The following is a 23,044-nucleotide window of genomic DNA, read 5'->3' on the forward strand; positions in this document are numbered from 1 at the left end:
TGTATGACCAATAACAATTTACATCGTTTACTAACTAAACAAATATCAAAGCACCTTACCGAAGATTGTTTGAAACACGAACGTTTTCAAAACTTTGTAAAAGCTGTCAATGAATCGTATTTTAACTTTGAGAGAGATAAAGAATTATTTGAACATTCTTCTCAACTCAATGAAAAAGAATATGCAGAAATAAATATTAAACTCAAAAAAGAAATAAAGCAAAGACGGCTATCAGTTGAAAAATTAGTTGAGGCTATTCATTCGCTGGAAGTTAAAGAAGGATTTGAGTCTAAAACTTTAGATTCAAATAACTTACTTAGTTTAGTCGATTTCTTGCAGGTTCAGATTGAGAATCGTAAAATAATGGAGGCCGAATTACGTAAATCGAAAGAAGCCGCCGAACACGCCACTCAAGCTAAATCGGAGTTTTTATCGATGATGAGTCACGAGATTCGTACGCCTTTAAATGCAATTGTAGGCTTGACTTATCTGATGCAACAGGAAGAAATGAGCGAAACAATGTCTGAGAATCTTAGAATTTTACAGTTCTCTACCGATAATCTTCATGTTTTAATTAATGATATTTTAGATTTTAGTAAAATTGAGGCTGGAAAAGTTGAATTAGAAAGAATCTCCTTCGATTTTAAACAACTTATTTCAAATATCAAGAAAGCAAATCAAGTTAAAGCCGAAGAAAAAGGCAATAAAATTAGGTTGATGATTGATGATGATGTGCCTGATATTCTCATCGGAGATTCGCTACGTTTAGGGCAAATTATCTCAAATTTAGTATCAAATGCCGTTAAATTTACAAGAAATGGTAGTATCACTGTCGAACTTTCATGCATCAGTAAAATTGATAATTTTGTTACGATGGAAGTTTCGGTTACAGATACTGGAATCGGTATTGCTTTAGAAAAGCAAGCAATGATTTTTGAAAAATTTACACAAGAAAACTCTGCAACTACTCGACAATTTGGAGGAACTGGTTTAGGATTAGTAATTACTAAAAAACTTTTAGAGCTTCATGGTAGTGAAATTCAGCTTGAAAGTGAAGCTGGAAAAGGAGCTAAGTTTTTCTTTAGAATTTCGCTTGAAATTGGTTCAGAATTAAAAAATAAATCTTCAGAAGGGGCAAATGATTTACTCAACGAAGATACCCTCAAAGGTGTAAGAATACTATTGGTAGAAGATTATCCAATCAATATAAAGGTAGCAACTAAGTTTTTGGAAAGATGGCAAATTGAGGTAGAAATAGCCGAAAATGGCTTAATTGCCACCGAAAAATATGAAAAGAAAAGATATGATTTAATTTTGATGGACATTCAGATGCCTGTGATGGATGGATATACTGCAGCTGAGAAAATCAGAGCGATGGATGCCGAAATTCCAATTATCGCCCTTACTGCTTCTGCAACATTTACCAATCAAGATCGAGCTTTTTTAGTTGGTATGAACGATTATGTTACTAAACCTTTTAATCCTAAAGAGTTATATCAGAAAATAGCAAAATATAGCTTTAGGGCATAGGCAATAATCACCGCCTATTTTCTGTACAATAAGATTTCTGATGGCGGTTCTTTCTTAAAAAGAACCGCCGTTTATTTTGTTAAAGCTTCTAATTCCACTTTTAATACAGGTAAAATTTGCTCAAGATTTGCTCTGAATTCGTTCCATATACTTTTTAGGGTATCTATGTTTTGATTGGTATTAGATAATTTTTCAATATAATTCATTTGTTCTTCAAGTTTGCTTAGTCCAACCATACCCAAAGCAGGTTTGAGCTTGTGTGCATGAACTCCCAAACCATGCCAGTCTTGTAGCTCAATTAGCTGTTCAAATTGCTGAAAGTCAGGTAGAACATCATTTATAAATGCCTGAAACATATCAGCAGCATATTCTTTATCAGTACCATAAAGATTAGTGAGTCTTTCTTTGTCAAGCAAAGCATTAAAAGTGTATTCAGTAGGTCTTAGTGATGCTTTTGAAACCTTTAAATAAGACTGAATGGTATTCAATAAAACATTTGGAGCAAATGGTTTCGTAATGAAATCATTCATACCAACCGAAAGTGCTTTACTCTTTTGGTCGAGCATTGCCGAGGCAGTTAATGCAATAATGGGTGTTTTCTGATTATGGTTTACCGTATTTCTAATCGCAATTGTTGCTTCGTAGCCGTCCGTGTTTGGCATCTGAATATCCATCAGAATGATGTCAAAGGCCTGTTTTTGTGCCTGTTCGATGGCTTTTTTGCCGTCAGAGGCAATGGTAAAATCAATTTTCCATTTACTGAGTAGGCTACTGATATATTTTTGATTCATCATATTATCTTCAGCAACCAGTATCTTACAACCTTCAACATTGTTTGGAGCAAGTTGAATCTCGTGGGTATTTACAACAATTTCGGTATCAGATTTCTGAAAAGGTAGCACAAATGTAAAAGTTGTTCCTTCACCTTCTTCACTTTTTACTGATATTGTACCACCTTGTAATTCAATTAATTGTTTTGTAATGGCCAAGCCTAAACCAGTACCTTTATGCTTGTGCCCTTGTGCATTTACTTGCTTGAATTTTTGAAAAATCAACTCTAATTTTTCTTTTGGAATACCAATACCTGTGTCGGCAATTTTAAATTCAATCCAAGTTATTTCGTCTTCTTGCTTTTTTATTTTTGCCGTTATGTCAATTGCCCCTTCTTCTGTGAATTTTTCTGAATTTCCGATAAGATTTAATAAAATCTGATTCATTATTAAGTCATCTCCAATGTAATTACCCGAAATTCGAGCATCAATCATTAGATTTAACTCAATAGGGCGACCTTCGAGTTTAATTTGAAATACACGTTGATTTGTTCGGAGCAAACCTACCAAATCAAAAGGTTGTTTTTGTACTTCAATGCGACCAGCTTCTATCTTTGCCATATCGAGTAAGTCAGAAATGAGGCCGAGTAGAAAATCAGCCGAGGTTTTAAGAATGTCTAAATATTCGTATTGTTGTTTGTTTGGCCGAGTATCAAATAACAAATGAGTCATACCAATAATGGCATTGAGGGGTGTACGAATCTCATGACTCATATTTGCTAAAAATTGTTTTTCAGCTTGTCGGGCATCTTCGGCAATTTGTTTGGCATGTTCAAGCTCTTGTTCGAGCTGTTTTCGCTCAGTAATATCATAATGAATGCCCAATGATCCAACAACTTGTCCATCTTCATCCATAATTGGGGCACCGCTGACAATTGCCCAAAGGCGGCTTCCATCTTTTTTGATTAATTGTAATTCATACGAAGAAGCATAGCCTTTACTTCGTTTTTGTTGTTGAGTATCAATAACTTCATTAAACTCTTTGGGTAAAAAGAATTCAGCGGCGTTTTGATTCACTAATTCTTCTTCAGAGTATCCAACCATTTTACAAAAGCGGTCATAAGCACGAATAATCTTTTGGTCATTATCTACTTCAAGCAAGCCCAATTCCATGTTATTCATAATTCCACGGTACTTTTCTTCACTTTTACGAATAAGTTCTTGTGAATGGTGTTGCTCTGTAATATCTGCATATTCCCAAAGATGTCCCCTGTAATGGCCTTCTAAATAAATTGGTATATAGTCACGTTGTAAAATTCGGCCATCAGCCATTGTGATGTTTTCTTCAACGGCTATTTGTTGGCGTTTTAAGATTTCATCTATTCGTTGAACAAACTGTTCTGGATTACTAAATAGATTTTTAGCTTGCTCAGCTGACTGTGAGCAGTCCATACCTACCAATGCCTCTGGTTCAGCAGGGATACCGAAAATTTCACAAAACAATTGATTGACAAGAATGATTCTACGGTTTTCATCTTCTACTAACACTCCTTTTTGTAGATTTGTTATGAGCGTAGAGAGGCGAGTTTGGGTGGTTCGGAGCGAGTCTTCGGCATTTTTTCGGTCGGTTACGTCTCGAGCAACCGCTACCATTTCTGTTATTTGGTTGTCAACTTCAATTAATCTGACGGTTTGTCCAATCCAGACGGTTGTTCCGTTTTTTGCTTTTACAGGAAACTCATTGTATGTGCTTTCTTGTTTTTGTTGCAACATCCCTCTGTAAAACATCACTAAATTTTCGCGATACTCGGGTAATACGAGTTCTGTAAAATGCAAACCAACTATTTCGCTTTCTGAGAAACCCAAACGTTGTTTAACAACAGGATTTACGAATGTGAAAAAGCCTTCTGGCGATATTTTATAGATTATATCTTGTACTGACTCGATGAGGTCTTGATAACGTTTTTCGGTTTGTTGTAACTCAGCAACCCCTTTTTTTATCTGAATTTCAAGGTTTTCGTTTAAGTCACGTAGTTGCCTATTAGCTTCGTAGAGTTCCAAAGCTTTTGCTTCCAGAATCTCTTCTGCTTGTTTACGAGCCTTTTGCTCTCGTTCGATTCGACGTCTTAGTATTTCGTTTTCTTCCATTTTACTGTTTCACAATCACAAATTTTACTAAACTTCCATCATGGTTGACTACTTCTTGTGAGATACTGGCATTTTCTTCGAAATGCTCTAAGCAGGCTTCTATGAGACCGAAAGCTAAGTCAGACATTTTCCGTATAGAATGATAATCCATTACAAGGATATTCGGTTGGGGATGCTCTATTTCAAAATGAGGTAATTCTGCATCTGGATAAAGCTTTCTAACTTCAACATGAATATAATTATGAATTGACTTTAAGAATGTGAAGGCATCAGGTGCGTTTTCAATAAAATGTGAATAGCTTTTGCTAAAAATTTTGAATAAATATCCTCCAAAAACTTTTAATAAATCTGGAATCGGAATGGAGGTTTCTTGACTAAGGCTGACTACTAAACTTACCATTTCTGTGTGACTGTAGGTGCCGACTGCGGTATAAACGCCTCCTGATGGTAATTGTGTGTTGGTAAGTAGTTTGTCAACCATTGTATAGTCAAACTTTTGTTCGACCATCTCAAAAAACTCAGTAAAAATTATACCTTTCATAGATTATTTGTAGGAAATTGTAAGTAAAATTGTCAAGGTATATGAATTTTTGCTAAAAAAGAGTACTTCATTTAGCTCAATTTGTATGCTTGTAATTCTTAAAGAATAAATGACAATATCTTTGTTACCACAAGAACCGAGCCATTTATGTTAAAAATATAGTAATTTTTATAAAGTGCTATATTTTTCTGTGTTTAAGCAATGAAAAATGCCCTTTTACATCAAATTTGTATTTTTTTGATAATATTTTTCTTGACATCTTACACTTTTTGTTCCTTATATTTTTCAGCTATTCTCCTGACTTTTTACTCTAAAAGTGCATTGATTTTATACTTTTAATCCAGTTTTTGACAGTAACTGACACAGACTCTACAATGTTTATAAAGGAATCGTGCAATTTATGCCTAATATAGTACAAATTAAATCGATGTACAATCAAATTAGTAAAGAATAGGATTTTATTTTTGGCTTAGAATATTTAAAGGATTTTGTAAAAGTTTATTGTTTTACATTTCGGGTAATGACTCCCAAGATGAATACTTTGTATAAAGCAAAAAAAGATATGTATCCTCTTAATAAAATAAGTTATTTTTTCCTTTTTTATGACCCCAATTGGAATATTTTTTGCTTGTAAAACAGAGTATCTTAATCATCACATATTAATTAGAAATAGTATTATGAGTATTTATCCATTCACAATTATGTTTAAACAAAAGAGTCCTCGTCGATTTCTATTTGGTTTAGGACTTTTCACATGTCTTACTGGCTGTTTTAAAGTAGATGCTCCTAAGGAAATAGAAGTAACTGCACCAAAATTATTTCCATCAGGGGTTTCAATTCCATCAGATTTTAAATGGTCTTCAGTTAAAAAAATGGATGTTAAGGTATCTGTTGATGATAAATTCGGTGGTCAGTATTTTTATCGTGTCGAATTGTATGATAGAGACCCAATGCTTGGTGCAAAAGCCAATCTTTTAGGTGCTGGAATGGCAAAAAAAGGGCAGGATTTTGTTGGTAAAATTGTAATACCAGCTTTTTTGCAATACATTTATATCAAGAAGATTTCTCCTGCCAAGATTCCTTCAACTTCAATGGTTGCTGTATCAAACTTGACCTCATTGGTTGTCTCACAGAATGGTACTACAAATGAACTACGAGATGGTAGTGCGGGCGGAGCTTCTTCATCTGATTTTTCACAATTTAGTAAATTTTCACCTTCTTATGATGCAAAGGTTTATAATGTAGTTGTACCTACTGATGCTATTCCAGTTAGTGGTAGTGAAATAGTTACGGTGGAATCTAACAAATCTTATGTCATCAAATCAGGAACTACATTTACTGGACAAATCAATGCAAATAATGGCACAAGTAATGCGAAAATTTATATTGATGGAAATTGGACAAATAAAAGTTACACCTTGAATATGGGTAGTAACAATGCTATTTTTATTACAACTTCAGGATCAATCAATCTAACTGGTTTGACTCAAAACACCAAAGGCTCTTTCACCAACTATGGAACAGCAGTGTTTTCAGTTTTGGAGACAACAAACGAAGCTTTATACACAAATTATGGTACATTAACTGCTGATAAAGCTACCTTTTCAAATGGTAGTTTTACAAACTTAGGTACTACTAAATTTGAAACTTTGACCAGTACTACCGCCTCTACAAAGATTCGTAATGAAGGAAGCTTGACTGTATCTACGGCCGCTCTTACAAATGCGACCTTGGAAGTTGTATGTCTTACAAAATTAGGTAAACTATCTACCACAAATGCAATTGTGAATATCTTTGACAAAACTCTATTAAGTATTGATGATTTAGATGCTGGTGGAACTCGATTTAATATGGCCACATCTGCTATATTGCAGGTTTTAGGTACAGCCAAATTTAATAGTAATAGAAATTATTTAAGCGGACCTGAAACTGGCAGGGCATTAGCTAAATTAAAAAAAGTAGATGTCTTAAACCAGTTCCAAGCAATTACCTATTCGGGGAGTTTGGAAATAGCCTGTTCTGATCATACTGCTAACAGCGAATGGAATACTTTCTATATTGTAAATTCTCCAGCAACTATAGTACCTTATGAGAAATCAACCGTTGAAATTGCTGGTACAACCTGTAATGCTGGAGGAAATAATGACCAAAGTGGTGGTACAATTCCAAGTGACCAGACTGTGACAGAGATTAATCTTGGAACATATTCATATGCTTTTGAAGATAATTGGCCAGATCTTGGTGATTATGATATGAATGATGTTGTTGTGGATATGAATTTAATCAAGATACAAAACTCAACAAATAAAATAACAAAGATTATATTGAAAGGAAAACTGACTTCAGTAGGAGCTTCGAAGCGTGCATCTATTGCAGTACAATTGGATGGTATATCTGCAAAAAATATAAAATCGGTTACATATTCACGCTCAAACTTAGTAGGGTCAGTTTTAAAATTGGGTTCTAATGGCGTGGAGACCGATCAAACATATGCGGTAGTAACTCTTGTTGACGATGCACATAAAGCTTTTGGTGTCGCTGATACACCTAATATTTCTACACAGAATGGTAGCTATAATCCTGTTGAAGTAATGGCCACTGTTGAGTTTTCTACGCCTTTGGACAATTTCACTTTTCAGGAATTAAATATGTTTATTGTTAATTCCAGCCAGAATAATAGTGGGAGAGGGGAAGTTCATTTGGTTGGATATGCTTCTACAGATAAAATAGATAATGCGTTGATCGAAAGTGTGAAAGGTAGTAAACTTTCAGCCACTGACCCATTCAAATCGGTAAATAATGAGCCATGGGGGTTGAGTGTTCCTGTCTCATTTGTTTATCCATTAGAATCAAAGAATATTAAAAGTGTATATCCTAAGTTTGAAAGTTGGGCCTTGAGTGGAGGAGCTAAGGATACAAATTGGTATTTAGAAAGATAGTAAGCAGCCATCAAATCTGTTTATAGTTAGTGTTATAAAATGGAATTTATGAAGATTGATGAATTGAGTTTCATCAATCTTTTTTTTGTACTACATCTCCATTATAGCCAATTTTATTTTGCAAGCACTAATTGTTTTGATTATCAGGGAAATTATTTTTTATTTTGGCAGTTTGAATAGAGAAATTTGAAAATTCTCATTTTTTTATTAATTTTAAATAAATAGGTAATAGTTCCGAAAATAAATATTCAATGAAAATATTCAACGCTACAGCATTAATATTCACATTCTTTGTGGTTTTCATTCCGATGAGCAAAGCTCAAAATTCTAATATTCGCCTCAATCAAATTGGTTTTTATCCAAATGCCGAAAAAATAGCAGTTTGGGTAGGTGACAAGCAAGACGCATATTTTATTTTAAATGAAAATAAAAGAGATACTGTCCTAAAAGGCAAACTTTCAGCCCAAAGAGTAAATGCTATTTCACAAAAAACAACTCAAATCGCTGATTTTTCTGAGCTTAAAAAAGTTGGAAAATATGTGGTGGCTATTCCAAATGTTGGCGTTTCTTATGCTTTTGAAATCAAGTCAAACATTCATCGTGAAGCGGCTATTGCTTCATTGAAAGCCTTTTATTATCAAAGAGTTTCAACTGAATTACCTGAGAAATTCGCAGGGAAATGGCACCGAAAAGCAGGGCATTCCGATGATAAAGTGTTGATTCATGCTTCGGCAGCAACTGCTCAACGCCCCGAAGGAACGCTCATTTCTTCCCCAAAAGGTTGGTACGATGCAGGCGATTATAATAAGTATATCGTTAATTCTGGCATCACAATGGCTACTTTGCTTTCACTTTACGAAGATTATCCTGACTTTTTCAAGACTTTTGAAGCTAATATTCCAGAAAGTGGTAATAAAATACCAGATTTATTGGACGAAACTCTGTGGAATTTACGTTGGATGCTAACCATGCAAGACCCCAATGATGGCGGTGTTTACCATAAGCTGACAAATCCTTCATTTGATGGAATGGTCATGCCCGAAGCAGCTACAAAACCTCGTTATGTCATTCAAAAAAATACGATTGCGACATTAGATTTTGCGGCTGTGATGGCACAAGCAAGTCGAATTTTACGAACTTATAAAAAAGAACTTCCAGGCTTGGCAGATTCTTGTTTGAATGCATCAGTGAAGGCTTGGAATTGGGCAAAAGAAAATCCTAAAATGGTGTATCGTCAGAATGAAATGAATAAAACTTTCGACCCTGATGTTGTGACAGGTGGCTATGAAGACCGCAGCGATACAGACGAATGGATTTGGGCAGCAAGCGAATTGTATATCACTACCAAAGATGAAAATTATTACAAAATTGTAAATCTTTACCCTGAAAAGCCCTTGCCTTTACCAACTTGGAATCAGGTTCAACTTTTGGCTTATTATTCACTCCTCAGAAATGAGAAAAACCTAACATCGATTGCCAAAAAAGATATTCCAAATTTAAAACAAAAACTCACAACTTTTGCTGATGAATTATTGTTGGGCGTTGAAAATCAGGCGTTTAATACTGTGATGGGCAAAACCGCTAAAGATTATATGTGGGGAAGTAGCTCACATGCAGCCAATCAAGGAATTGCACTTTTACAAGTTTATCGCATCAATTCAGATAAAAAATATCTTAAAGGAGCATTGAGTAATTTGGATTATCTTTTGGGTAGAAATGCTACTGGATACTCTTTCCTAACGGGTTTTGGAAGCAAACAAGTAATGTTCCCGCATCATCGCCCTTCGGAGGCTGACGGTATCAAAGAGCCAGTTCCTGGATTGCTTTCGGGTGGGCCAAACCCAGGTCAGCAAGATAAATGTGAAGGTTATCCAACAAAAATTGCTGATGAATCATTTTTAGATGTAACTTGCTCTTATTCAACCAACGAAATTGCTATAAACTGGAATGCCCCAATGGTTTATTTGACTGCCGCCATTGAAGTTTTACAGAGAAAGCTTTAATTTTTTACGCTATTCAACCCAATTCTTATGAAAAATCTTGAAGTTTTATTGATTGTAATGTTTTTGGTTCAGAGTGTGGTGTATTCACAAAGTAAGCTCGTCGAATCGAAGGTTTATAAGTGGGATGATTTGGTGGTTGCAAAAAGACCACAAGGTGAGGCTCGGCAAATTTTAGAAGGAACGACATCTCATTTTAAACTTTGTAAAGTTCACGCCTCAACACTTTTGCCAAAAGGTCGAATGCGACCAGAAGCTTACAGACAAGAAAACGAAGAATTAATCATTGTGAAAGAAGGAGAATTGACCGTAACTATCGAAGGAAAAACCAAGGTGTTGAAAGCCGGTGGAATTGCCTTAATTATGTCAGGCGATTTGCGTGAAAATGTAAATATGAGCGATAAAATTACGACTTATTACGTGTTTCAATTAAATTCTATTGAGCCTGTGGATATTGAAAGAGGTAAAAAAGCAGGAGGCTCTTTACTGCTTAATTGGGACGAAATCGCTTTTAAACCTCATGATAAAGGTGGAAGACGTGATTTTTTTAATCGTCCGACAAGTATGTGCAAACGCTTTGAAATGCATGTTACTACACTTAATGAAGGATTAATGAGCCACGATGCACATCAACATAAACCTGCCGAGATTATTTTTTTGATAGATAGCCAAGAGAACGAAAAAGACAGTAAAGCTCAAGAAACTATCAACGGAGTCTGGCATGATTCTAAAGTTGGAGATATTATATTTTTACAGTCAAATGATTTACACGGAATCAAAAATGTAGGCATAGGCACTTGTACGTATTTTGCTTTTCAGTTTGAATAAAGTTTTAATTTAAGAGTTAAAAAAGTTTTTAGAAATGAACAATATCTTATATAAAATCAACTTACTTTGTTTACTACTTGTAGTAAATTTTACTATTAGTCAAGCACAAGATTTTAAATCTTTGCCCATGTGGAATCACAAATTATCTACTGAGGCACGTGTAAACGACTTAGTAAGTCGCCTTACTTTAGAAGAGAAAGTGCATCAAATGCTCAATTCAGCTCCTGCAATTCCACGTTTGGGTATTCCTGCTTATGATTGGTGGAATGAAGTTTTGCATGGTGTGGCCAGAAGCCCATTTAAGGCAACCGTATTCCCACAAGCCATCGGAATGGCTGCTACTTGGGACACCGTTTCGCTTCAACAAATGGCAAAATATGCTGCCTTAGAAGGGCGAGCGATTTTCAATAAAGCCAATGCTTTAGGCCGAAATAATGAAAGATTTGTAGGATTAACCTATTGGACACCGAATATCAATATTTTTCGTGACCCTCGTTGGGGGCGTGGCCAAGAAACTTATGGCGAAGACCCTTACCTAACAGCCATGTTAGGCAAATCTTTTGTACATGGTTTACAAGGAAACGACCCAAAATACCTTCAAGCTGCCGCTTGTGCCAAGCATTTTGCGGTCCATAGTGGGCCAGAACCTTCTCGACATGTTGATAATTTTAGTCCAAACAAATATGACCTTTATAATACCTATTTGCCTGCTTTTAAAGAGCTTGTTACCAATGCAAATGTAGAAGGTGTTATGTGTGCCTACAATCGTTTAGACGGAAAACCTTGTTGTGGAAATGATGTTTTGATGCAGAATATTCTAAGAAAAGAATGGGGCTTTAAAGGTTATGTTACGAGTGATTGTTGGGGAATTGAGGATTTTTTCAAGTTTCATAAAACCCATACCGATGCTACAACTGCTTCTGTCGATGCAGTTTTGAATGGAACTGATATAGAATGTGGGACTGATGCCTATTATTCTTTGATTGATGGCGTAAAGAAAGGTTTGATTAGCGAAGCTCAAATTGATGTTTCGATAAAAAGGCTTTTTACAACTCGCTATAAATTAGGAATGTTTGACCCAATTTCGATGGTAAAATATGCACAAACTCCCGAAAGTGTAATAGAATCTGCCGAACACAAAGCCCATGCTTTAAAAATGGCTCGCCAGTCGATTGTTTTAATGAAAAATGAAAACAATGTTTTACCACTTAAAAAGAACATCAAAAAAATAGCTGTTTTAGGGCCAAATGCTGATAATAGAATTTCAATTTTAGGAAATTATAACGGCATTCCTTCGGAATTAACCACTGTTTTGCAGGGAATAAAAGACAAAGTAGGCAAAGATGTTGAAGTAGTTTATGAGAAAGCCTTGGGTTTTACAAATGATAGTTTGATAGCGTTAGAGAATGTTTCGCACCGTTTTTCTTGGGAAAATAAACAAGGTTTTAAAGCAGAATATTTTAATAACAAAGAACTAAAAGGTGAGCCTGAGGCAACCAGAATGGAGTCAGTAGTTGATAATCTTTGGCAGGAAGGAACACAGGTTATTGGTAAAATCAGAGCAAAAGACTTTTCGGCAAGATACACCTCAAATTATAAAGCAGAAAGTGATGGCTTTATCACATTTGAAATCGAAGCTGATGATGGCTATAAACTTTTCGTGAATGATAAAGAAGTTTTAAATATTTGGTTGAGAAATCGTTGGGGGCCAAGAACATACAAACTTTTTACTAAAAAGGATGAAGTTTATAAAATCGCTTTGGAATATTGGCAAGGAGATGGTAAAGCCAATGTAAGAATTAGTGCTGGTAATTTCGTTAAAAGTGATTTTATAGCAATTGCCAATCGAGTGAAAGATGCAGATGCGATTGTATATGTTGGTGGTATCTCTCCACAATTAGAAGGTGAAGAAATGCGTGTTGATTTTGAAGGATTTGCTGGCGGTGACCGTACAACAATTATGCTTCCGCAAGCACAAACCAATTTTATGAAGGCTCTAAAAACAACAGGAAAGCCCGTTGTTTTTGTGATGATGACAGGCTCTGCAATTGCAATTCCAGAAGAAAGTAAAGAAATTCCTGCGATTTTGAATACTTGGTATGGCGGACAAAGTGCAGGGACAGCAGTAGCTGATGTACTATTTGGAGATTACAATCCTGCGGGTCGCTTGCCATTGACTTTCTATAAAAGCGATGCCGATTTGCCCGATTTTAAGGATTATGATATGAGTAATCGTACTTATCGTTATTTCAAAGGTGAGCCACTTTTTCCATTTGGTCATGGGCTAAGTTATTCTACTTTTAAGTATGAAAATTTAATTGTTCCTTCAACTTCAAGAACAGGAAAATCTATTAAAGTTAGTGCAAGGATTACAAATACAGGCAAAATTGCTGGCGAAGAAGTAGTACAGTTATATGTTTCCAACCCAAATACCAATGATAAAATGCCAATTCGTGCCTTAAAAGGTTTTCAACGGATTGCTTTAAATGCTGGAGAAAGCAAAATTATTTCCTTCAATCTCTCGCCTGAACAATTATCGCTTTACAACGAAAATGGCGAATTATATCAGCCTAAAGGCAATATAAATATAAGTTTGGGTGGCGGACAACCTAACGTAAAGAATAAAACAACAAGCAATGTTTTAATAAAATCACTAAAAGTATTGTAGTTTTATACTGCTATTAAACCTTTTGTGCTGGAATAAATCTGTGGGAGACAGCCGACCAATTTCATTTTTATGAAAAAAAATGAAGGTGATTTTATTATTTCAGCAAACATCAATTTTAAAGGAAATGGTGTAAATCTACATCGAAAAATAGGCATTATTGCTTGAAATTCTTTGTAAATTAATTCAGTGTATGGTGACGTCGCTGTATATGCTGTTAATTTAACCTCTTTTTGCAGTTTAGGCAGTCTGATGCTGAAAACATAACAAAATGAGATTTCTTCTTTAAATTCAGTTACCAGAGAATTTCAAGCATAGCATGTCTCATAATAATATATTTTTGTCTCATACAAATGCTTTATTATCAGTTGATTATGTAGATTTGATTATTGTATCTAATTCAACCTAAATTAAACAAATGAAACGAAGAACTGCACTCAAAAATGTGCTGTTTTCTGCTGCTGGTATGCTTATACTACCAGCATGGGGAAATAGTTGGAACTCCGATTCTTTCAAACAAACTTCTTCAATTTTTACCCAAAATCAAGCTCAAATATTAGATATTTTGGTTGATGCCCTTATTCCGAGTTCCGAAATTATCGGAGCAAAAGATTTAGGAACATCGGCATTTATCAATAAAATGTTGGCTGATTGTTATGAAAAAAATGTTCAAGAAGGCTTTAAAAGTGGCTTAGAAGGTGCGGAAAAATTGACGAAAGAAACTTTTACTAAATCACTCGCCGATTGTGATAAACTTCAACGTAATGAGCTTTTAATTAAGCTTTCTACTTCTGCTGATACACAACAAAAAGACTTTTTTACGCTCTTAAAACAACTCACTGTACTGGCTTATACTACTTCAGAGTATGTCCTCACAAAACATTATAATTATGTAATGGCACCTGGTCATTATTATGGTTGTGTGAATGTTTAATTTGACAATTAGCTGTTAGCTCTTAGCAATTAGCTTTTTGAAAAGTTTTGTTTTTGTTGTAACTATTTGATAACCAGTCAATTCAATCTAAAAGCTAATCGCTGACAGCTAAAAACTAAAAAAATATGAGTTTTCTAATTATAGATTCAGTAAAAAACCGAACTTTTGATGCAATCGTCATCGGTTCGGGTATTAGTGGCGGCTGGTCTGCCAAAGAATTATGTGACAGAGGGTTAAAAACGTTGGTCTTAGAGCGAGGGCGTGATGTTCAGCACATAACTGATTATCCAACTACGATGAAAAATCCTTGGGAATTTGAGCATCGTGGACAAGTGCCATTAGATATTCGTAATCAATACCCAAAAGGTCGTTCGGGTTTTATGAGAGAAGAAACGTTGCATTGGGCATTGAAACCAGACGAACAACCTTTTGTCGAAGAAAAACCATTCCAGTGGACTCGTGGCTACCACGTCGGCGGAAAATCTTTGCTTTGGGCCAGACAAACCCAACGTTGGTCAGATTTAGATTTTGAAGGCCCAAAACGTGACGGTTTTGCAGTTGATTGGCCAATTAGGTATGCCGACTTAGCACCTTGGTATAGTCATGTAGAAAAGTTTGCTGGAATTTCGGGGAATAAAGATAATTTACCACAATTACCCGATGGCGAGTTTTTGCCAGCCTTTGAAATGAGTTGTGTCGAGCAGCATCTTAGAGATGTGGTCGGTAAAGCCTACAAAGACCGTCCAATAATTCATGGGCGTTGTGCACACGTTACCGAGCCAAAACAAATACATTATGACCAAGGTCGTGCATCTTGCCAAAATCGAAATCTTTGTAACCGTGGCTGTCCGTATGGTGGGTATTTTAGTAGTAATGCCTCAACTTTGCCGTGGGCAATGAAAACTGGAAAAATGACTTTGCGTCCGCACTCGGTGGTTCATTCGGTCATTTATGATGAAAAGAAGCAAAAAGCTACTGGTGTACGAGTGGTTGATGCTAACACAAAAGAAATGATTGAATATTATGCAAAAATCATTTTTGTGAATGCTTCTGCATTAAATTCTAACCTAATTTTGTTGAATTCAATCTCAAATCGTTTTCCAAATGGTATTGGTAATGATAGTGGAACGCTCGGAAAATATGTGGCGTGTCATAATTACAGAGGCAAATTAAGTGCTGATGTCGAGGGCTTTTTGGATAAGCGAACTGACGGAAAAAATCCGAGTAATGCTTATTTGCCAAGATTTAGAAATCTTTACAAACAAGAAACTGATTTTTTGAGAGGATATTCAGTAGGGATTGGCAGTGGAAGAGGTTTAGTTCAAAATAGCAGCGGAGTTGGTGAAGAATTAAAACAAAATTTACTTAATCCGAAACTTGGCAATTGGAGTATTAGTAGTTGGATGCAGGGCGAAACTGTGCCAATTGAAAGCAATCATGTAAGACTTCATGAATCCTTGAAAGACCAATATGGTATTCCACAATTGGTTACTTCTGTTGCATGGACAGAAAATGATGATAAAATGGTGAATGATTATATCAAAGAAATGACAGAAATGTTTACCTTAGCAGGCTTTAAGAATGTCAGAGGTGGTGATTCTCATTCAAATCCAGGTTCTGATATTCATGAAATGGGTGGTGTTAGAATGGGACTTGACCCAAAAACTTCTATGCTCAATAAATGGAATCAATTACACGCTTGTAAAAATGTATTTGTTACCGATGGGGCTTGTATGACTTCAACCAGTACACAAAACCCATCATTGACCTATATGGCATTTGCGGCTCGTGCTGTTGATTATGCTGTAAAAGAATTAAAAAAACGTAATTTGTAGTAGCACAATCACTTCGGCGACCCGATTTCAAAATTGTGTTTTAAATTTCAACCTTTAAATTATTAAAAATGAAAAAACTAACATTTTTTATTGTACTTCTAATGCTCACTTTCTGTCAAGAAATTTTTGCTCAACCCAATAGCAAAAATCTTTATACTTACCCATTTGGTGTGCAAGCATATACTTTTCGCAAGCATTTTCCAACTGATGTTGTCGGAACTTTGGATAAAATTCAAAAAATGGGTATTACTGAAATCGAGACGAGTGGAGCAAAAGGCGTTACTGACGAAGAATATAAAAAATTGTGTGATGCTCGTGGCATTGCCATTCCTTCGATTGGTGCAGGATATGACCAACTCGAAAAGCTTTCGATGGATATTGTGACCAAAGCCAAGATTTTTGGAGCAAAATATGTCATGTGTGCTTGGATTCCTCACAAAGGCGATAATTTTACGCCTGAAGATGCTCAAAAAGCAGTTGAAGTATTCAATAGAGCTGGAAAGTTTTTGAAAGAAAATGGTCTCACTTTCTGCTATCACCCCCATGGTTATGAATTTCGTCCTTACGAAAATGGTACATTATTAGATTATATTTTCAAAAATACAACTCCTGAATATGTATCTTTTGAAATGGATGTTTTGTGGGTACTTCATGGTGGTGGAAATCCAGTAGGATTACTAAAAAAATATGGTAATCGTTGGAAATTGATGCACGTAAAAGACTTGAAAAAAGGTGTTATAGGAGATTTTTCAGGTCATACTCCCGCCGAAAATGATGTAGTTCTCGGAACTGGCCAAGCAGATTGGAAAAATATTTTCAAACTCTCTAAAAAAATTGGTATCAAACATTATTTCATCGAAGATGAAAGCGAACACGAACTTGAAAATGTACCTTTGAGTATTGAATATTTGAAGAATTTGAAGTAGATTTTAGAAAGCCAGACGAAAGTTTGGCTTTTTTTGTAGAAAATTTTTCAATTGTACATTATTACAATGTAATTTGAGTAATTGTATATTTTGAATGTAGAACAACGGCTTCGGCCGTCCGATTTTCAAGTTGTTCTGTGTGTCGCAAGCAACAATTTTAAAAATTGTTCTACAAAATAAAAAAATTATATAAATTACATCAAAAAATATAGTCATTTAAATTCACTTCACCAAACCCTCAAAAACACATGAAAATTAAAGTTTTTTGTATAATCTTCTCACTAATAAGTATTTACAGTATCGCCCAAAGTTATAGCCCCAAGCTTTTCGATAGCATGAAATGGCGAATGATTGGCCCACATCGTGGGGGGCGAACTGTTGGAGCAGTGGGGGTACCACAAAAGCCCAATGTTTTTTATATCGGTGTAAACAATGGTGGTGTTTGGAAAACTACCGATTATGGCCGTACATGGTTTCCAATTTTTGATGACCAACCAACGGGTTCGGTGGGCGATGTTGCAGTTGCTCCTTCAAATCCAAATGTCATTTATGTTGCTTCTGGTGAAGGAATCCAACGTCCCGATTTATCGGTTGGAAATGGCGTTTATAAATCAACCGATGAAGGCAAAAGTTGGGTAAATACTGGTTTGAAAGATGGCCAACAAATAGGCGGTTTGGCAATTGACCCAACAAACGAAAATCGAGTTTTTGCTGCAGTCTTGGGGCATCCGTATGGCCCAAATACAGAAAGAGGTGTTTACCGTACAACCAATGGCGGAAAAACTTGGGAAAGAGTTTTATACAAGGATGAAAATACAGGAGCGATTCAAGTAACTATCGACCCTAAAAATCCAAACATTGTTTATGCCGACCTTTGGGCAGCTCGTCAAGGTCCGTGGGAAAATGGCGTTTGGCAAGGCCCCGAAAGTGGATTATATAAATCAACTGATGGTGGTACAACTTGGAAAAAACTAACCAAAGGACTGCCTACTTTTGAGCAAGGTTTGGGTAGAATTGGCTTTTGCATAGCTCCAAGCGATACAAAACGTATGTATGCAACCGTTGACTCGCCTGAAGGTGGAGGTGTTTTCAAATCAACTGATGCTGGAGAATCTTGGAAGCTTGTAAGTCAAGACCCAAGAATTTGGGGGCGTGGTAGCGATTTTGCTGAAGTAAAAGTACATCCAACAAATCCAGATATTGTTTTTAGTGCCGATGTTGACACTTGGAAGTCAGAAGATGCAGGAAAAACCTGGACAGCCTTCCGTGGTGCTCCAGGTGGTGATGATTATCACCGACTTTGGATAAATCCGAATAACCCAGATATTATGCTTTTCGCAGCTGACCAAGGTGCAATTATTACTGTCAATGGTGGACAAACTTTTTCTTCTTGGTATAATCAACCAACCGCACAATTTTATCATGTAAGCACCGATAATGCTTTTCCTTATAATGTTTATGGCGGTCAGCAAGAAAGTGGTTCGGTGGGTATTGCTTCTCGTGGAAATGATGGCATTATTACTTTCAGAGACTGGCATCCAGTAGGAGTAGAGGAATATGGCTATGTGGCGGCTGACCCACTCGACCCGAATATTATTTACGGTGGAAAGATTACAAAATATGACAAGCGAACTGGTCAAACGCAGAATATTGCCCCCGAAGCTGTACGTTCGGGAAAGTATCGTTTTATTCGTACCGCTCCAGTTTTATTTTCGCCAGTTGATAAAAAATCCTTGTTTTTTGCAGGAAATGTATTGTTTAAAACAAAAACTGGTGGTGATTCTTGGGAAGTTATCAGCCCCGATTTGACTCGTGAAAGTTACGAGCAACTTCCTGCAAGTTTTAGTGTATATACAACTGAAGCAATGAAAAAAATGCCTCGCCGTGGTGTGATTTACGCAGTTGCACCATCGCCAAAAGATATAAATTTGATTTGGGCAGGTACTGATGACGGCTTGATTCATGTAACAAAAGATGGTGGTAAAACTTGGTCGAATATAACGCCTCCAACTCCTCAAGGAGAGCAAAATGATTTTTGGATTTGGTCAAAGATTTCTCAGATTGATGCAGGGCATTTTGATAAAAATGTGGCTTATGTGGCAGTCAACAGAATCAGATTAGACGACCAACGGCCACACATTTTCCGAACAAAAGATGGTGGCAAGACTTGGCAAGAAACCGTGAAAGGACTACCAAATGAACCTATAAATGCAGTTAGAGAAGACCCAACTCGAAAAGGTTTGTTATTTGCTGGTTCAGAAAATGCGGTTTATGTATCATTCGACGATGGTGAAAATTGGCAATCATTAAGGCTCAATATGCCAGCAACAAGTATCAGAGATTTAGTGATAAAAGATGATGATATTGTAGTTGGAACACACGGCCGTAGCTTTTGGATTTTAGATGATATTACACCACTCCGGCAAATGACGGAAGGTGTTGCTAAAAGTGAAGTTTTTTTATACAAACCACAAACTACTTATCGAGTTCGTTGGAGTACCTACACTGATACACCAATTCCACAAGAAGAACCACAAGGGCAAAATCCACCTGATGGAGCGGTAATTAATTATTATTTGAAAGAAAAAGTAAATGGAGTAGTTAAATTAGAAATTTATGATGCCAATCGTAAACTTGTTCGAACTTTCACGAGTAATGATAAACCTTATGAATTGCCAGATTTGAATATTCCACATTATTGGATTCGACCGCAACAAATACTTTCGGCAGAAGCTGGTTCGCATCGTTTTATGTGGGATTTGCATTATGCTCCGTTAAATGTGCCACCATCTTACCCAATTTCAGCAGTTTATCAGAATACCGCTCCCGATGCCACTTCTCCTTGGGTTATGCCTGGTTATTACACTGTTTTATTGACTGTAAATGGAAAAGTACAAGAACAAAATTTCTTAGTAAAGATGGATCCAAGAGTGAAAACTTCTGCAATTGATTTAAAAACTCAGCATGACTTATCGTTGTCCTGTTATGAAGGACGAATAAAAGTTCAAGCAGAATTGGTAAAAATGAAAGATTTACGCCAAAGAATCAGAATGACAGAAGAAGGGTTGAAACAATTTGATGCTAAAGAAGCAGATTTGAAAAAATTACAATCAGGTTTAGCATCGGTGCATAATATTTTGCAAGATGCTGATAGTAAGCCTACTACGCAGGTAATTGCAAGTGCAAAAGATTTGTTGTCAAAGTTAGATTCAGCACTAAAGTAAAATAAATTTTATTGTAAATCACTTAAAATAGTTACACTTTTTGGTGTAACTATTTTTTTTATACGCAACCAAATTCATTTTTGGTTCGTACTGACTCTGTAATTGATTTACGAACCTTAAAAAATGTTATTTATGAAACAAGTTTCTAATCTCCTCCTTGTTGTAAGTTTTGTGTTTTTTATTGTCGTGGGATGCGACAAACAAGAATCTGAACCGACTTACGGTATTATGGCAAAAACCACAACTTTGGGTACTGTTTTGACAAATCAGCAAGGAAAAACGCTTTACTTTTTCTCATCAGATGTGAGTGGGAATTCTGCATGTACAGGAAACTGTTTAACAAACTGGCCAGTTTTTAATGTTGATTTGACAAGTATTGACCCAACATTGACTGCAACTGATTTTGGTTCAATCACTCGTGCTGATGGAACAAAACAAACAACTTTCAAAGGATGGCCTCTTTATACTTATTCGGGTGATGCGGCTGCGGGTGATGTGAAAGGTGAGAACGTAGGAAGTAAATGGTTTGTAGCCAAAACTACGTATACTATTATGCTGGCGAATGCTCAATTAGTTGGACAAGATGGTAAACAATATACTTCGAAATATACTGAAGGTGCTGGCGATACCCAGTATTTTGTTGATGAAACAGGACGTACCTTGTATGCTTTTGCAAATGACAAAAAGAATAAAAATAATTTCACAAAATCAGATTTTAGTAATGATGGAACTTGGCCAATTTATGGTCCAGATTTGAAAGATGTCCCTTCAGCTTTGGATAAAAGTTTATTTGGAACAATTACAGTATTTGGGAAAAATCAAATGACCTATAAAGGATGGCCACTGTATTATTTCGGTTCTGATAATAAAGTTCGTGGGGCAAATAAAGGTGTAAGTTTTCCAAGACCAGGAATTTGGCCAATAGTTAATAAAGATTCACCAGAAGCACCATTGTAATTCTCGATTTATAGCCTTGAAAAAAAGGCCGCCAATTTGGCGACCTTTTTACGTTTATCCTTAATCATTTATCAAATCCTAACTTTAATTTTCCTGCTTGTACTTCTGGGCAAGACATAAAAAGTTTCCAAAGTAATCCCGTACGATGGTTTTCTATCATACAGACGATAGGACCTTGGTCGATTGCCAAAAATGAATCGGCCCACCACAGATTGGTTAAGTTAAATGCATCAACAAAACCATATTGTTTCCAAATTTTGTCACCGAGTTTATAGTAAAAAAATTTGAGAGCTTCCATTGATTCTTTTGGTGTGTAAGGCATTGCCGAAATGGCTGCTGTTGGACTAATTACGCCCAAGTCTTCGGTTGGAGAATGTGCAGCATAGCCATTATTTGAATCGCTGGCAGTCAAACCCCAACAATTTTTACCATAACCATTGTAATTTTTTGGATTTGCTAAGCAGTAACCATAATTCACTTTTGTGTGAGCCACATTTTGCTCCCAATAATTGGCATATTGGTCTTTGAGGTTTCTTGGATCAAGTCCCAAAAACGAATAATGTGAGAAAAACAGCGGCCCACCATAATCAAAACCGAGCGGCAATGTTGTTCCATAATAAGTTTTTCCATTCTTCATTTTGCCGTTTTCTGCCCAACCATTATCATATACTTCTTTTGAAATGGGATGAGTCGGCGAAGCAGCCGCCAAGAAATAAGTAATCAAACATTCGTTCCAGCCATGAATCTGGTGATTCATTTTCCATTCAAGGTTAGGTGACCAATGCCAGTATAAAACTTTTTCTCCATTTTTGGTGTGCCAATTCCAATCTGCAGCGTTCCAAAGTTGATTAATTTCTTTCCTAAGTTTAGTCTCTTCAGCTGTTTCTTGATTAAAATACTGGCGAACAGTCAATAATCCTTGCATCAAATAAGAAGTTTCTACAATATCTGCTCCATTATCATTTGCACTGAAAGGAATGGTTTCGCCATTTGCTCCATTGAGCCAATGAGGAAAAATTCCATGATAACTTTTTGCTTTATTTATCAAAAAATCGGTCATTTTTAGCATTCTTTCAAGTCCTTCTTTACGGGAGATAAATCCACGTTCAATGGCAACTGGAATCGTCATGATACCAAAACCTGTACCGCCCGATGTTGTTACATCGCCAGAAGTATTGCGTTCACGAGCAAGACCCGAAACAGGATGTCCAAAATCCCAAAAATATTTAAAGGTTTGTTTTTGTATTAAAGTCAGAAGCTCTTCATCGCTGATTCTTGGAAATTTATCAGTTGTGTCGAGACTGGTGGTCATACCCAATTTGAGTGTCGAGTTAAACAAAGTTTTGTTTTTTGAGATGAGTTCTGGGTTTACCAAAAGATTATATTGTGTAATACTTTTTAGTGGTTGTTGAGGTGATACACTTACGGCACTGTCGTTTCTGCTAAATGTAAGATTTAGAGGTATATTGGCCGATGAGTTTTTTTCTTGCAAAACAATGCTTGTCTGTGCCGATTCTTTGTTGAGTGGAGCAGAAAAAGCAATGTCAACTTTTGGGGTAAGATTGAGATTATTGGCATAAAACCCACCTGATTGATTTCCATTTACAGTTACTGTTTTGAAGTAAAATTGTTCGGGAGTAACACTTTGGGTTTTACAAGATAATAATGATAAGAGTACGAAAATACCCAAACTAAAAATTTTCATGAATACACAAATTTTGAAATTTTGATACTAAAAAAGCACCCA

At 36.0% G+C, this 23,044-nt stretch carries 13 protein-coding genes; 10 read left to right on the plus strand and 3 right to left on the minus strand.

The genetic code is table 11. The features are described 5' to 3' along the window. The first annotated feature begins 3 nt into the window (after positions 1 to 3). Entirely contained in the window at positions 4 to 1,530 is a 1,527-nt protein-coding gene (locus tag ABR854_RS04830) for a response regulator (RefSeq protein ID WP_350264234.1), read from the plus strand. A gap of 71 nt (positions 1,531 to 1,601) precedes the next feature. Here the strand turns inward: ABR854_RS04830 and ABR854_RS04835 are convergent, their stop codons facing one another. Then, complete coding sequence (locus ABR854_RS04835) at positions 1,602 to 4,448, minus strand: PAS domain S-box protein (RefSeq protein ID WP_350264235.1); 2,847 nt, start codon at positions 4,446 to 4,448, stop codon at positions 1,602 to 1,604. Between the two features lies 1 nt (position 4,449). Continuing rightward, positions 4,450 to 4,989 (minus strand): heme NO-binding domain-containing protein, encoded by a 540-nt coding sequence (locus ABR854_RS04840; RefSeq protein WP_350264236.1) that lies wholly within the window; start codon positions 4,987 to 4,989, stop codon positions 4,450 to 4,452. Positions 4,990 to 5,690: 701 nt separating this feature from the next. On the opposite strand from ABR854_RS04840, the gene ABR854_RS04845 reads away from it, so the two are divergent. From ABR854_RS04845 to ABR854_RS04885, 9 genes are all read left to right on the plus strand, one after another. Then, positions 5,691 to 7,928 carry an LruC domain-containing protein gene (locus ABR854_RS04845; RefSeq protein WP_350264237.1) on the plus strand — a complete coding sequence of 746 codons (2,238 nt, stop codon included), beginning with the start codon at positions 5,691 to 5,693 and terminating at the stop codon, positions 7,926 to 7,928. Between the two features lie 251 nt (positions 7,929 to 8,179). Continuing rightward, the gene (locus ABR854_RS04850; protein ID WP_350264238.1) at positions 8,180 to 9,931 is read left to right on the plus strand and encodes a glycoside hydrolase family 9 protein; all 1,752 of its coding nucleotides are present in this window, start codon (positions 8,180 to 8,182) and stop codon (positions 9,929 to 9,931) included. 27 nt (positions 9,932 to 9,958) lie between these two features. Beyond that, positions 9,959 to 10,756, plus strand: coding sequence for a cupin domain-containing protein (locus ABR854_RS04855; protein ID WP_350264239.1), 798 nt, complete (start codon positions 9,959 to 9,961; stop codon positions 10,754 to 10,756). Positions 10,757 to 10,790: 34 nt separating this feature from the next. After that, positions 10,791 to 13,424 (plus strand): glycoside hydrolase family 3 C-terminal domain-containing protein, encoded by a 2,634-nt coding sequence (locus ABR854_RS04860; protein ID WP_350264240.1) that lies wholly within the window; start codon positions 10,791 to 10,793, stop codon positions 13,422 to 13,424. 415 nt (positions 13,425 to 13,839) lie between these two features. Further along, entirely contained in the window at positions 13,840 to 14,355 is a 516-nt protein-coding gene (locus tag ABR854_RS04865) for a gluconate 2-dehydrogenase subunit 3 family protein (protein ID WP_350264241.1), read from the plus strand. A 125-nt stretch (positions 14,356 to 14,480) separates the two neighbouring features. Further along, the gene (locus ABR854_RS04870; protein ID WP_350264242.1) at positions 14,481 to 16,190 is read left to right on the plus strand and encodes a GMC oxidoreductase; all 1,710 of its coding nucleotides are present in this window, start codon (positions 14,481 to 14,483) and stop codon (positions 16,188 to 16,190) included. A 68-nt stretch (positions 16,191 to 16,258) separates the two neighbouring features. Further along, entirely contained in the window at positions 16,259 to 17,116 is an 858-nt protein-coding gene (locus ABR854_RS04875) for a sugar phosphate isomerase/epimerase family protein (RefSeq protein ID WP_350264243.1), read from the plus strand. 248 nt (positions 17,117 to 17,364) lie between these two features. Continuing rightward, positions 17,365 to 20,340, plus strand: coding sequence for a VPS10 domain-containing protein (locus tag ABR854_RS04880; RefSeq protein WP_350264244.1), 2,976 nt, complete (start codon positions 17,365 to 17,367; stop codon positions 20,338 to 20,340). 132 nt (positions 20,341 to 20,472) lie between these two features. Then, positions 20,473 to 21,297 (plus strand): hypothetical protein, encoded by an 825-nt coding sequence (locus ABR854_RS04885; RefSeq protein ID WP_350264245.1) that lies wholly within the window; start codon positions 20,473 to 20,475, stop codon positions 21,295 to 21,297. Between the two features lie 64 nt (positions 21,298 to 21,361). Here ABR854_RS04885 and ABR854_RS04890 read toward each other — a convergent pair whose 3' ends face one another. Beyond that, a complete protein-coding gene (locus tag ABR854_RS04890) occupies positions 21,362 to 23,002 on the minus strand; it encodes a glucoamylase family protein (RefSeq protein ID WP_350264247.1) in 1,641 nt (546 codons plus the stop codon). Between the last annotated feature and the right edge of the window lie 42 nt (positions 23,003 to 23,044).

Source organism: Emticicia sp. W12TSBA100-4 (assembly GCF_040253585.1).
Lineage (GTDB): Bacteria > Bacteroidota > Bacteroidia > Cytophagales > Spirosomataceae > Emticicia.